The following is a 13,397-nucleotide window of genomic DNA, read 5'->3' as shown; positions in this document are numbered from 1 at the left end:
TCACCTGTTTACAAATTTCCCACCATATTTTTCGCCACCACCCAGGCATCAAACTGCTGGGCTGTTAGGTGCCCGCTGGCAATGGCGGCTGCGCGCAGGGTGCTGCCTTCTTGGTGGGCTTTCTTGGCGATGGTGGCGGCCTTGTCGTAGCCGATGTGTGGGTTCAGCGCCGTCACCAGCATCAGGGAGCGCTCCACCAGTTCGTCGATGCGCTCGCGGTTGGGCTCAATGCCAACGGCGCAGTGGTCGTTGAAGCTGCGCATGCCATCGGCCAGCAGGCGCACGCTTTGCAGAAAGTTGTGCGCCACCATGGGCCGAAAAACGTTCAGCTCAAAGTTGCCGCTGGAGCCGCCCACGTTGATGGCCACGTCGTTGCCCAGCACCTGGGCGCAGGCCATGGTCAGCGCTTCGCACTGGGTGGGATTGACCTTGCCGGGCATGATGGACGAGCCGGGCTCGTTTTCTGGAATGCGGATTTCGCCAATGCCGCTGCGCGGGCCGCTGGCCAGCCAGCGCACATCGTTGGCGATTTTCATCAGGCTGGCGGCCAGGGTTTTTAAAGCGCCGTGGGCATGTACCAGGGCATCGCAGCTGGCCAGGGCTTCAAACTTGTTCGGCGCGGTGACCAGGTTTTCGCCGGTCAGGCGGGCCAGTTCTTTGGCCACCGCTTCGGCGTAGCCCTTGGGGGCGTTCAGGCCGGTGCCCACGGCCGTGCCGCCCAGGGCCAGCTCGTTCAGGTGGGGCAGGGCGGCTTGCACATGGGCCGCGCCGTGGCTGAGCTGGGCCACCCAGCCAGAAATTTCCTGCCCCAGCGTCAGCGGCGTGGCATCTTGCAGGTGGGTGCGGCCAATTTTGACGATGTCGGCAAATGCGGTGGATTTATCCGCCAGCGTCTGGCGCAGCAGCTCCAGCGCGGGCAGCAGCCGCTGCTGCAAGGCCACCACGGCGGCCACGTGCATGGCGGTGGGGAACACGTCGTTGCTTGATTGGCTTTTATTCACATCATCGTTGGGGTGAACCAGCCGCCCTTCGCCGCGCTGGCCGCCCAGCAACTCGCTGGCGCGGTTGGCCAGCACCTCGTTCATGTTCATATTGCTTTGTGTGCCCGAGCCGGTTTGCCAGACCACCAAGGGGAATTCTTCCGGGTGCTTGTCCTCCAGCACCTCATCGGCAGCGGCCATGATGGCTTTGGTTTTTTTCTCGTCCAGCAGCCCCAGCTTGTGATTGACGGCGGCGCTGGCGCGTTTGACCAGGGCCAGCGCGTGCAGCAGTTCGCGCGGCTGTTTTTCGCCGCTGATGGCAAAGTGGATCAGCGAGCGCTGCGTTTGCGCTCCCCACAAGCGCTGCGCCGGGACGGCGATGGGGCCAAAGCTGTCGGATTCCATGCGGGTGTCGGTCATCGTGCAACTCCTTGTATGCGATGGCGATCATGCTAGCCCAACAGGCGCTCGGGCAGCAAACGGGCCGATAGCCAATGCGCCACTCTTGCCACTCTTGTATAAGAGCTTGCCCAGGTCAGCTGGGTGTAGGGGTCTTGGCCCGATAATCCCGGGATACCCTCCCGCGCACAGCGCTTTCTTTGACCGTAGAGAGACGATGACTACCACCATTCGCTACCAAGACTTGGTTGAATCTGTTGCAGCTTCCCTGCAATACATCAGCTACTACCACCCGGCCGACTACATCCAGCACCTGGCCCGTGCCTATGAGCGTGAGCAAAGCGCTGCCGCCAAAGATGCCATGGCGCAGATTTTGACCAACTCCAAAATGGCCGCCTTTGGCCACCGCCCGATTTGCCAAGACACCGGCATCGTGAACGTCTTCCTGAAAATCGGCATGGACGTGCGTTTTGAAGGTTTCCCCGCCGACCAAAGCCTGGAAGACGCCATCAACGAAGGCGTGCGCCGGGGCTACCTGAACCCGGACAACACCTTGCGGGCCTCGGTCGTGGCCGACCCGCTGTTTGCCCGCAAAAACACCAAGGACAACACCCCCGCCATCATCAACGTGCAAATCGTCCCGGGTGACAAGCTGGACGTGACCGTCGCGGCCAAAGGCGGCGGCAGCGAGAACAAGTCCAAAGTCATCATGATGAACCCCAGCGACAACCTGGTGGATTGGGTGCTGAAAACCGTGCCTGAAATGGGCGCGGGCTGGTGTCCGCCGGGCATGCTGGGCATTGGCGTGGGCGGCACAGCAGAAAAAGCCGTGCTGCTGGCCAAAGAAAGCCTGATGGAAGACCTGAACATGTACGAGCTGCAAGCCAAGGCCGAACGCGGCGAGAAACTCGACCAGGTCGAAGAGCTGCGCCTGGAGCTGTACGAAAAAGTCAATGCCCTGGGCATTGGGGCGCAGGGCCTGGGCGGCCTCTCGACCGTGCTGGACGTAAAAATCAAGCTCTACCCCACGCACGCGGCCAGCAAACCCGTGGCCATGATCCCCAACTGCGCAGCCACGCGCCACGCCCACTTTGTCATGGACGGCAGCGGCCCCGTTTACCTGGAAGCGCCCAGCCTCGATCTGTGGCCCCAGGTGGAATGGACACCCAACACCGAAACCAGCAAGCGCATTGACCTCAACACCCTGACCAAGGAAGAAGTCGCCAGCTGGAAGCCCGGCCAAACCCTGCTCTTGAACGGCAAAATGCTCACCGGCCGCGATGCTGCCCACAAACGCATTGCAGACATGCTGGCCAAGGGCGAGAAGCTGCCCGTGGACTTCACCAACCGCGTGATCTACTACGTCGGCCCCGTCGATCCGGTGCGCGATGAAGTGGTGGGCCCCGCCGGCCCCACCACCGCCACCCGCATGGACAAATTCACCCGAATGATGCTGGAGCAAACCGGCCTGATTGCCATGATCGGCAAATCCGAACGCGGCCCGGTCGCCATCGAAGCCATCAAAGACAACCAAAGCGCCTACCTCATGGCCGTGGGCGGCGCCGCCTACTTGGTGTCCAAGGCCATCAAGCACGCCAAAGTGCTGGCCTTTGAAGACTTAGGCATGGAAGCCATCTACGAATTTGACGTGGTCGATATGCCCGTCACCGTGGCCGTAGATGCCGGCGGCACCAGCGCCCACATCACCGGCCCAGCCCAGTGGCAGCAGCGCATTGCCAGCGGCGAGTTTTCAGTGACAAAACGCAAGAGCGCGTAAACCACTGGCCTGTGCAGAAAAACCGCCTTCGGGCGGTTTTTTCATTCTTTGTAATCTATACGCAATCGATGGGATGGCAAGAACCAATTCTGGCTCTTTACCCTCTACGACAAACACGAACTAGACGACTTGAGCCCCAAGCAAAAGGCTGCGCTCAAGACCATGCTCAAGGCAGAACTGGAGGCCCGACAATGACCAAACGCGACATCTTTGCAGAACTGACCGAAGGCTTTGAGGCCCTGAAAGAGCAGCGCACCGGCAAGCGCACTTTGCGTACCCATGAGGTGCAGATCAGGCCTGAAGTAAAAATCGAAGCAGCCGAAATCGTTTCCCTGCGCGATCGCCTGGGACTGTCCCGCGCTGTGTTCGCCCGCTATCTGCGCACCAACCCTCGCACCCTGGAAAACTGGGAGCAAGGCCGGGCCAAGCCCAACGCCCAGGCCGCACTCATCATGCGGTTGGTTAAAAAGTATCCCGACACGGTCAAGCGTCTGGCGGCCGTCTAAGCCAGCGCTGCCTTATTCCCTACCAACTAACTGCCGCCTTCGGGCGGTTTTTTCATCCCTCTTTTTTGAAAGCGCGACTATTTTGGTCGTGCATTGCGTGGGATGCGCAGCGCTTGCCCCTATGATCTTTCGGTTTGTTTTGATAAAGCATTGTCATGAACCAGAAATTGCGGGTGTCTCGTTTTTTTCGGCTGCCAGTGGCAGCGCTGTCGGCCACTTTCATTGCCACTTGCGCGTATGCCCAGGCACCTGCTGTAGGCACCGGCCCCATTCATGACAGGATGCAAGCGGCACGCACCAATCCGGAGTTAGAAAAAAAACTCTTCGTCCTGGGCCGCAAAGTCGCCGCTGTCTGCGCCAACTGCCACGGCGACAAAGGGCATAGCAATACCGAAGAAATCCCCGTGCTGGCTGGGCAAAACTCGGACTACCTGATTGAGCAGTCCCGCAAATACATCGACGGCCGCCGCCGCGATACCTTTATGCAGGGCGTGCTCAAAGCCCTGAGCGTTGATGAAATCGTCGGCATGTCCCTGTTTTACGCCGCGCAAGCCGTCGAGCCGCAGCCCACTCAATCCGCTGCCTTGGTCGAAAAAGGCAAACAGTACTTTGGCAAAGTGTGCGTCGCCTGCCACGGTGCCGATGCCCGGGGCACCGCTCACATGCCCCGCCTGGCTGGGCAACACCCAGGGTATGTGCTGGCCACACTCCAACACTTTAAGAAGAGGGACGGCATTCGCTCCAACCCCGAAATGGAAAGCATCACCCAAGGCATGAGCGAGGCCGACATGAAAGCTGTCGCCGCCTACGTTGCGGCACTGCCCTAAAGCCAGCTCTCAAACCGCTGCAAAAACTGCTGCAAAAACTGCTTTACGCCCTGTGCCCCAAGCCGGGCCGGCAGCCACTACTGCCCGGCCCCTCGGCACCCCCTCATTTCCCCATTCCCCCCATTTGCCAGCCGCGCCAAGGTGCATACTTCACCCCTTCGCAATTGGACGTTTTGAGTATGCAAACAGCCTCTGGCATGGCACCCATTGGAATTTTTGACAGCGGCATTGGCGGCCTGAGCGTCTTGCAAGCCCTGCGCGCGGCATTGCCGCACGAGCCCTGCATCTACGTCGCAGACAGCGGCCACGCCCCCTACGGCGAGCGTGGTGATGCTTTTGTGCAACAGCGCTGCGCCGCAATTGCCGACTACCTGCTCAAGCACCACACCATCAAATTATTGGTGGTGGCCTGCAACACCGCCACCGCTGCCGCCATTGGCCACCTGCGTGCCCTTTGGCCCCAATTGCCCCTGGTCGGGGTGGAGCCGGCCATCAAACCCGCCGCACTGCAAACGGGCACCGGCCATGTCGGCGTTATCGCCACGCGCGGCACGGTGGGCAGTAGCCGTTTTCAAAACCTGCTGCACACCCATGGCCAGCAAGTGCATTGGCACGTGCAAGCCTGCGATGGCCTGGCCCAAGCCATTGAAGCCAGCACCTGGCAGGCCGACGGAAACTTGGCAGAAATAGAAGCACTCTGCGCACGCTACATAAGCGCTTTAGGCCCATTTGGTCCAAATTCTGGACACATGGACACCCTGGTTTTGGGCTGCACCCACTACGTGTTTGCCCGGCCCGTGCTGCAGCGCCTGGTCGGCCCGCACGTACACCTGCTGGATACCGGCAAAGCCGTGGCCCAGCAAACCCAGCGCCTGCTGCAGCAAGGCCAGCTGCTTGCCCCCCCGCCACCGGGCACTACCACTGCAGCCATGCAGCTTTTCACCACGGGCCAGCTCCCGGCGCTGCAAGCGGCCGCCCAGCGCTGGCTGGGCCTGCCTGCCAACTGCTGCAGCGTAGCGCAGGCGCTGGTGTAGCCCGCCCCCCTGCTGTAGGCCATGCCCAAGACTTCCATAGCCTTCAGCGCACAAAAACAAAGGGTTTCAAAGCAATAAAGCCATGAAACCCTTTAAATACCAGCGTAAGCAGCTATCGCTACAGCTTCTTCAAGCGCTCCAGCGCGGCCAGTAGCGTGGCATCTTCTTTGGCAAAGCAAAAGCGCACCACTTGTTGGTCAAAGCCGTCGCCATAAAAGGCAGAGAGTGGGATGGCGGCCACGCCGATTTCTTGCACCAGCCAGCGGCAGAAGTCGGCCTCGGGCAGGTCGGTGACCGCAGAAATGTCCACGCACTGAAAGTAGGTGCCGCGTGTGGGCAAGGGCTTGAGGCGGGTGGCTTGCAGGCCGTGCAAAAACAGATCGCGCTTGCGTTGGTAGAAGGCGGGCAGCTCCAGGTAGGGCGCGGGGTCGGCCATGTAGCTGGCCAGGGCTGCTTGCATGGGGGTGTTTACGCTAAAGACGTTGAATTGGTGGACTTTGCGAAACTCGGCCATGAGCGCGGCCGGGGCGGCGATGGTGCCCACTTTCCAGCCGGTGACGTGGTAGGTTTTGCCAAAGCTGGAGACGATAAAGGCGCGCGCGGCCAGGCCGGGGAAGCGGGCAACGCTTTGGTGCGGCTGGCCGTCAAAGACCATGTGCTCGTACACCTCATCGCTGAGCAGCAGCACGTTGGTGGGGGCGAGTAAATCCTCCAACTGGCGCATTTGCGCATCGCTCCAGACGGTGGCGCTGGGGTTGTGCGGGGTGTTGATGATGAGCAGGCGCGTGCGCGGGGTTAGCGCGGCGGCGATTTTGGCAAAGTCCGGTGCAAAGCTGCCGGGGGTGAGTGGCACGCGCACGGCGGTGGCACCGGCCAGTTCGATGTTGGGCACGTAGCTGTCGTAGCAGGGGTCGAGCACGATGACTTCGTCGCCGGGCTGGGTGCAGGCGAGGATGGCGGTGAGAATGCCCTGGGTGGCCCCGGCGGTGACGGTGATTTCGCTATCGGCGTTGTAGCGGCGGCCGTACAGGGCCTGCATTTTGTCGCTGACGGCCTGGCGCAGTGCGGCGATGCCGGGCATGGGGGCGTATTGGTTGTGCCCGGCTTGCATGGCATCGGTGACGGCGTGCAGCAGGCGTGGATCGCAGCCAAAGTCGGGGAAGCCTTGGCCAAGATTGACGGCCTGGTGCTGCTGCGCCAGGGCAGACATGGTGCTGAAGATGGTGGTGCCCACTTGGGGCAGGCGGCTGGGGAAGGAGGGGGTGGCAGTCATGGGTTACAGGCTGTAGTCGCTGGGTTCGCCTTGCATGGCGCGAACGATCAGGTCGCGGCTTAAGCGGTCGCTCAAGGTTTCGGCAAATTTATAGACAAAGTTGCGCAGGTAGGCCCCGCGCTTGAAGGCCACGCGGGCCACGCTTTGGCCAAACAAATGGCCCAGCGGGCGGGCGACCAGATCAACGCCGGGGTCTTCGCGCATGGCCATTTCGGCCACGATGCCCACGCCCAGGCCCAGGCGCACGTAGGTTTTGATCACGTCGGAGTCGATCGCCTCCAGCACCACGCGCGGATGCAGCTGGCGGGCGGCAAAGGCGGCGTCAATTTTGTTGCGGCCGGTGAATGAGGGGTGGTAGGTAATGAGCGGCTCAATGGCCAAATCGTCCAGGCCGATGCGCTCCTTGGTGGCCAGCGGATGGCTGGGCGGCACCACCAGCACGTGCTCCCACTCGTAGCAGGGCAGGGTGACCAGGTCGGGGTAGTCGGCCAAGGATTCGGTGGCCATGCCGATTTCGGCTTGCTCGTCCAGCACCATGCGGGCCACTTCGTGTGGGGTAGCCTGGTGCAGGCTGATGTGGACTTTGGGGTAGCTGCTGCGCAGCTTGGCCACCGCATGCGGCAGCACGTAACGCGCCTGGGTGTGGGTGGTGGCGATGCTCAGGGTGCCGCTGTCCTGGGCGCTGAATTGCTCGCCAATGCGCTTGAGGTTGCCCACCTCGCGCATGATGATGGCCACGCTTTGCAGCACATGCTCGCCGGGTTCGGTCACGCGCTTTAAGCGCTTGCCGTGGCGGGCGAAGATGTCCACGCCCAGTTCTTCTTCCAGCTCGATGATGGCTTTGGAAACACCGGGCTGCGAGGTGTGCAGGGCCTTGGCCGCTTCCGTTAAATTCAGGTTGCGGCGCACGGCCTCTTGCACAAAGCGAAATTGATGGAGGTTCATAAGGTACGCAAACAATAAAACTGCGCGTCATTATGATCTATTTGCATATAGGATTGACTGCGCTGTTGTTTTATCGTCTAAGTACCAACCAGCCAAAGGCCGCCAGGGACAGCACCGAATACGTCAGCCCCGGTGCCGCAGCGCTCCACAGCGGCGACCAGTTTTGCAAACTGCCGGCGTAGCCAAAGACGTTGTTCAGCAGAAAAAAGCTGATCCCCGCCATCACGCCGCCAAACACATAGCCGGCAATCCCGCCCGAGCGAAAGTGCAAATAGGCAAAGGGCAGGGCCAGCACCACCATCACCAGGCAGCTCAAGGGGTAGAACACTTTGCGCCAGAAGGCCATTTCGTACTTTTGCGCCGATTGATCGTTGGCCTTGAGGTGCTGGGCAAAGCGCCACAGCTCCAGCATGGGCATGTGGTCGGGCTTGTGCGCTGCGGCCAGGGCCATGTCGCCGGTAATGCTGGTGTAAAAGCTAAAACTTGGGAGCTGCTCGCGCTTTACTTGCGCCATTTCTCCAGCACTATCGTATGAAAACTGGCTGTACTGCACCGCGTTCAGCTCCCAAACTCCGGCTTCGGCATGCACCTGCCCATCGCTGGCGTGCAGCTGCTGGTGCATGCGGCCGGCCGCATCAAACGCAAAAATCCGCACCGGGCCCAAGCGGCCATTGGCATCAATGGCGCGAATATTCACCGCCAGCATGTGCCCATCGGCGCTGCGCTCTTTGAGCCAAGCGCCCGTGCTGCCGGTCGATTTGCTGCTGCCTAAATACTTGGCCTGCGCTTGCAAGGCCAAGCGCTGGGCCGCTGGCGCAACGTAGTCGCCCAAAAACCCGGTAAACAGCACAAAGCCCAGCCCCAGCAACACCATCGTGCCCAGCGCACGCCAAGGCCCCAGGCCGCTGGTGCGCATGATGGTGAACTCCGAGCTTTGGGCCAACCGGGCCATGACAAAAATCGTGCCAATCAGCACCGTGATGGGCAGCAACTCGTACAGGTGATTGGGAATTTCAAACGCCACCGCCATCAGCGCATAGCCCAGGGTGTAGCCCGGGGCACGGCCTACGCTGCGCATTTCATCGAGCAGGTCAAAAAAGAAAAACAGCGCTAAAAACCCCAGCGAGACAAACGTGACGGCGCTGAGGACTTCTTTGTAAATCAAACGGCGAAAAATCTTCATGCGGCCTCTCCGGTTTTGCCTGCCGTGCCACGGCCCAGCCAGGCCCCCAGGAGTTGGCCCAGGGTGGTTTGTTGGTGGCGCATCAGCAGCCCGCCCACCCCCAGCAGCAAAACGCTGCCATGCAGCGCGATTAAAAACACCCACATATTCACCCGGCCCGCAGCCACCCAGCTTTGCCCGGCATTGACCAAGTTGTAATAAACCACGAAGGCCAGCAGGGCCAGCATCAAACTGCTGCTTTTGCCCACCCGGGGATTGACGCGCGTAATGGCCAGCGCCAAGAAAATCAAACTCAGGCCCAGCAAAGGCTGGCTCAGTCGCCAGGCCAGCTCACCGTGGTGTTGCGCCTCTGCTGCGCTGAACAGGGCCATGGTGGGCAGGGCGCGCACGCTCAATCCGGCCTGCGTGGTGCTTTCTGCCTTGAGCAGCACCTGGTAACGCGCAAATTGGGTGGATTTGGTGGTTTGGGTGCTGGGCTGGGTTTCAACGCGCTGGCCATTTTCTAAGATGGCATAGCGCAGGCCATCTTGTACCGCTAAATGGGCCGATTGGGCCGAAGTCACAATCTCTTGATCCGGGCGGTTTTCAACAATGAAGACGTTGCTGGCCGATTCAGCACTGAGTTTTTCTTTGTCAATGAAAAAGACCCGGCTGCCATCGGCCGATTCTTGAAATTCGCCGGGGGCAATGCGGTCCAAGTCACTGCGTTGCTCAAACTGGGTGCGCAATTGCAAAACTTGGCTATTGCTCCATGGCCAAGCCAATACCGACAGCCCCAGCACGGCCAGCAAAATGGGCCAAGAAAAGCGCAAAAACGGCCGCAGCAGCGCCAGCAACCCTTGGCCGCTGCTCATCCAAATGGCCATTTCGCTGTCGCGGTACATGCGCGAGAGGGTGGAGACCATGGCCACGAACAAACTGAGCGTCAAAATCGTGGCCAGATACCCCAGCACGGTAAAGCCCATAATCAGCAGCACATCTGCGGGGCTGATAACGCCCTTGGCCGCTTGGCCCAGCATGCGGATCAGCATCATGGTCATCACCACAGTAATCAGCACCAACAGCGTGGCACCAAAGCTGCGCGAGAGCTCTTTGCGTATGGATGAATCGAATAACATTGGCAAAAAAGGAAAACCCCGATTATGAACTTTGAACTCAAAGCTTTAAGCCTTAGCGCGGCCGCAGCGCTGAAATGTGATTTGCTGATCGTGCCTATCAGCAGCCAAAGTGGCGATTTTTCCGCACAACAAGAGGTTTTGCCGCAATGGCTGGCCGCCGCCATCGCCCATAAGGATGCCTCCACCGAAGCGGGCAGCCAGCTGCAGGCCTACCAAATCGCGGGCATCAAAGCCCGTCGCGTGCTGGTGCTGGGCACCGGGCAAGGCAGCGCCAAAGAGCTGCGCAGCGCCTTGCTGGGGGCAGCCAGCGCGCTCAAAGCGCCAGCAGTAGAGCACGCTGCGCTGTGTTTAAGCGCTTTAGATGCGCCTGACGTGGCCATTGCCGTACAAGCTCTGCACGAAGCGCTCTACCACTACCAGCACACCAAGCCCTCGGCCAAAGTCCCCGCCATCAAAAAACTGACCCTGGGCGTGCCCAATAAACGCGCTGCTGAGGCCGCTTTCACCCTGGGCCAAGCCATTGCTGCCGGGCAAACCACCGCCAAAGAATGGGGCAATCGCCCCGCCAACCACGCCACCCCCAGCCACTTGGCCGAGGTGGCCCAGGCGCTGGGCAAGGCCGAGAATATGCGCTGCAAAATTCACGGCCCCAAAGAAGTGGCCAAGCTGGGCATGCAGGCCTTTATGGCCGTAGCCCAAGGCTCCAAAGAGCCCTTGCAATTGATCGAACTGCACTACCAAGGGGCCGCCAAAACCGAGGCCCCCGTGGTGCTGGTCGGCAAGGGCATCACCTTTGATACCGGTGGCATCAGCATCAAACCGGCTGCAGCCATGGACGAAATGAAATTCGACATGTGCGGCGCGGCCAGCGTGCTGGGGGTGTTTACCGCCTTGGCGCAGTTGCAGCCGGCCATCAATGTGGTCGGCTTGATCCCCGCCTGCGAAAACATGCCCGATGGCGCAGCGATCAAACCCGGTGACGTGGTCACCAGCATGAGCGGGCAGACCATTGAAATCCTGAACACCGATGCCGAAGGCCGCTTGGTGCTGTGCGACGCCTTGACCTATGCCCAGCGCTTCAAACCCGCCGCCTTGATCGACATTGCCACACTAACCGGCGCATGCGTGATTGCTCTGGGCGGCATCCGCAGCGGCCTGTACGCCAGCGAAGATACGCTGGCCAGCCAATTGCAAACGGCTGGTGAGCAGGCCTTGGATCTATGCTGGCGCATGCCGCTGGATGAGGATTACGGCGAGGGGCTGAAAAGCAATTTTGCCGACGTGGGCAACGTCGCAGGCCGCGCTGGTGGGTCGATCACCGCCGCCAAGTTCTTGCAGCGCTTTGTCGGTGATGCACCGTGGGCGCATTTGGACATTGCCGGCACAGCCTGGAAAGAAGGCGCGGCCAAAGGCGCTACGGGCCGTCCAGTGGCCTTGTTGCTGCACTATTTGCTTCAGCGCGCAGCATGAGCCACTACCCGCAAAAGCAGCCCCCCCGCTTTGTGCCAACCCTGACCCAGGCGGTGGAGCCCGTGCTTGAGCCTGTGCCTGGGCCCGTGGGGCAGCAGCGCGGGCCAGAACCACTGGCCGCCCCACCGATCGAGGCGGCAGTGGCGGCAGTGGACACATCGGTGGCCCACCCCACGGCAGGGCCACCAAAAAAACTGCTGCAAGAGCAACTGGAGGAGCGCATCAATGCCTTGGTTGCCAGCCACCTGCGCCAGCTGGAGGTGGAAATCCGTGCCGAAATCAAAAACACCTTGCAAGCGCAGCGCCATCGCTTCTTTGAGCGTTCCGACCCGGAGTAAAAGCCACTGATTTTTTATAGCTTTTACCGCAGGTGTTTATTGATTTTCAGGGTTAAAAACACCTGAATTTGAATAAACACCTGCGGCAATAGCTACTTAATTGGCTTTTCATCGCTTTTTTTAGAGCACTTCACCGATCAGATCGTGCCCTTGCGCGGCGGTGATGCGCACCTTGAGCATGTCGCCCACCTTGTACTGCTGGCTGGCCTTGGCAATGGGTTGCAGGTGGACCAAGCCATCAATTTCTGGCGCATCGGCCCAGCTGCGGGCGATGCCGCCTTTTTTGCCCAGGCTGTGCGCTTTATCGACCAGCACCTGCATCGTCTGGCCCACGCGCTGCTGCAGGCGCTGGATGGAGACTTCCTCGGCCACGGCCATGAAGCGCGCACGGCGCTCTTCGCGCACGGACTGGGGCAGTTGGCCGGGCAGGTCGTTGGCGGTGGCACCGCTGACATCGCTATAAGCAAAGCAGCCGGCGCGGTCAATTTGTGCTTCGCGCACAAAATCGAGCAGGTGCTGAAATTCTTCTTCGGTCTCGCCCGGAAAACCGGCGATGAAGGTGGAGCGGATCACCAACTCGGGGCAGATTTCGCGCCAGCGCTGGATGCGTTCGAGGTTTTTCTCGCCGCTGGCTGGGCGCTTCATGCGCTTGAGCACATCGGGGTGGCTGTGCTGCAGCGGCACATCCAGGTAGGGCAGCACCAGCCCCTGGGCCATCAGCGGTAGGATGTCGTCCACGCTGGGGTAGGGGTAAACGTAGTGCAGGCGCACCCAGGCACCGTGTTGTTGTGCCAGTTTGCCCAGCTCTTGCACCAGCTCCAGCAGGCGCGTTTTGACCGGGCGGCCTTCCCAAAAACCCATGCGGTATTTGATGTCCACGCCATAGGCCGAAGTGTCTTGGCTGACGATGAGCAGCTCTTTCACCCCGCCAGCGAACAGCGCTTGCGCTTCTTTGAGCACGTCGCCAATCGGGCGCGACACCAGGTCGCCACGCATGCTGGGGATGATGCAAAACGTGCAGCGGTGGTTGCAGCCCTCCGAGATTTTCAGATAGGCGTAATGGCGTGGGGTGAGCTTGATGCCCGCCTCGCCCACCGCACCGGGCAGGCTGGGCACCAGGTCGATGAAGGGGTCGTGCGGTTTGGGCAAGTACGCATGCACGGCATCCATCACTTCTTGCGTGGCATGGGGGCCGGTCACGGCCAGCACGCGGGGGTGGATGCCGGCCACCATATTGCTTCCGCCATCGTCTTTGCGGGCCCCCAGGCAGCCGGTGACGATGACTTTGCCGTTTTCAGCCAGGGCTTCGCCAATGGTGTCCAGGCTTTCTTTGACGGCATCGTCGATAAAGCCGCAGGTGTTCACAATGACCAAATCGGCACCGGCAAAGCTTTTGGCGGTCTGGTAGCCCTCGGCACTGAGCTGGGTGATGATGAGTTCAGAGTCAGTCAGATTTTTGGGGCAGCCCAGACTCACCATCCCAATTTTCGGAATGGCGGGTTGGGTATTATTTTCACAATCCATTGATTTCATTTAATTTTCTTTTG

General features: G+C 60.6%; 12 protein-coding genes. 6 read left to right on the top strand and 6 right to left on the bottom strand.

Annotation, left to right across the window (positions count from 1 at the left end):
* Window positions 1-8 precede the first annotated feature (8 nt).
* The gene (gene fumC, locus J1777_RS03560) at window positions 9-1,400 is read right to left on the bottom strand and encodes a class II fumarate hydratase (protein ID WP_207574462.1); all 1,392 of its coding nucleotides are present in this window, start codon (window positions 1,398-1,400) and stop codon (window positions 9-11) included.
* Window positions 1,401-1,596: 196 nt separating this feature from the next.
* Between fumC and J1777_RS03555 the strand changes: the two genes are divergently transcribed.
* From J1777_RS03555 to murI, 4 genes are all read left to right on the top strand, one after another.
* Entirely contained in the window at window positions 1,597-3,156 is a 1,560-nt protein-coding gene (locus tag J1777_RS03555) for a fumarate hydratase (RefSeq protein WP_207574461.1), read from the top strand.
* A 191-nt stretch (window positions 3,157-3,347) separates the two neighbouring features.
* Window positions 3,348-3,662: a helix-turn-helix domain-containing protein gene (locus tag J1777_RS03550; protein WP_207574460.1), complete on the top strand. Its 315-nt coding sequence runs from the start codon at window positions 3,348-3,350 to the stop codon at window positions 3,660-3,662.
* 155 nt (window positions 3,663-3,817) lie between these two features.
* Window positions 3,818-4,489: a c-type cytochrome gene (locus J1777_RS03545; RefSeq protein ID WP_207574459.1), complete on the top strand. Its 672-nt coding sequence runs from the start codon at window positions 3,818-3,820 to the stop codon at window positions 4,487-4,489.
* Window positions 4,490-4,668: 179 nt separating this feature from the next.
* A complete protein-coding gene (gene murI, locus J1777_RS03540; RefSeq protein WP_207574458.1) occupies window positions 4,669-5,523 on the top strand; it encodes a glutamate racemase in 855 nt (284 codons plus the stop codon).
* Between the two features lie 118 nt (window positions 5,524-5,641).
* Here murI and J1777_RS03535 read toward each other — a convergent pair whose 3' ends face one another.
* From J1777_RS03535 to lptF, 4 genes are all read right to left on the bottom strand, one after another.
* Window positions 5,642-6,796, bottom strand: coding sequence for a pyridoxal phosphate-dependent aminotransferase (locus J1777_RS03535; RefSeq protein ID WP_207574457.1), 1,155 nt, complete (start codon window positions 6,794-6,796; stop codon window positions 5,642-5,644).
* A gap of 3 nt (window positions 6,797-6,799) precedes the next feature.
* A complete protein-coding gene (locus tag J1777_RS03530; RefSeq protein WP_207574456.1) occupies window positions 6,800-7,741 on the bottom strand; it encodes a CysB family HTH-type transcriptional regulator in 942 nt (313 codons plus the stop codon).
* 70 nt (window positions 7,742-7,811) lie between these two features.
* Window positions 7,812-8,924, bottom strand: a complete 1,113-nt coding sequence (gene lptG / locus J1777_RS03525; RefSeq protein WP_207574455.1) for an LPS export ABC transporter permease LptG — start codon at window positions 8,922-8,924, stop codon at window positions 7,812-7,814.
* Window positions 8,921-10,042: an LPS export ABC transporter permease LptF gene (gene lptF / locus J1777_RS03520; protein ID WP_207574454.1), complete on the bottom strand. Its 1,122-nt coding sequence runs from the start codon at window positions 10,040-10,042 to the stop codon at window positions 8,921-8,923. The genes lptG and lptF overlap by 4 nt, the downstream gene beginning before the upstream one ends.
* A 24-nt stretch (window positions 10,043-10,066) precedes the next feature.
* Between lptF and J1777_RS03515 the strand changes: the two genes are divergently transcribed.
* Both J1777_RS03515 and J1777_RS03510 read left to right on the top strand, forming a co-directional pair.
* On the top strand, window positions 10,067-11,512 hold the full coding sequence (locus tag J1777_RS03515; protein ID WP_207574453.1) for a leucyl aminopeptidase: 1,446 nt from the start codon (window positions 10,067-10,069) through the stop codon (window positions 11,510-11,512).
* On the top strand, window positions 11,509-11,850 hold the full coding sequence (locus J1777_RS03510; protein WP_207574452.1) for a hypothetical protein: 342 nt from the start codon (window positions 11,509-11,511) through the stop codon (window positions 11,848-11,850). Before J1777_RS03515 ends, J1777_RS03510 begins: the two co-directional genes overlap by 4 nt.
* Before the next feature lie 120 nt (window positions 11,851-11,970).
* Here J1777_RS03510 and rimO read toward each other — a convergent pair whose 3' ends face one another.
* Window positions 11,971-13,383: a 30S ribosomal protein S12 methylthiotransferase RimO gene (gene rimO / locus J1777_RS03505; RefSeq protein WP_207574451.1), complete on the bottom strand. Its 1,413-nt coding sequence runs from the start codon at window positions 13,381-13,383 to the stop codon at window positions 11,971-11,973.
* Between the last annotated feature and the right edge of the window lie 14 nt (window positions 13,384-13,397).

It is taken from the genome of Comamonas denitrificans, assembly GCF_017368815.1.
Classification (GTDB): Bacteria; Pseudomonadota; Gammaproteobacteria; order Burkholderiales; family Burkholderiaceae_C; genus Comamonas; species Comamonas denitrificans.
The sequence above is the reverse complement of the archived record's forward strand: the minus strand, read 5'-3'. Positions and strand labels throughout refer to the sequence as shown.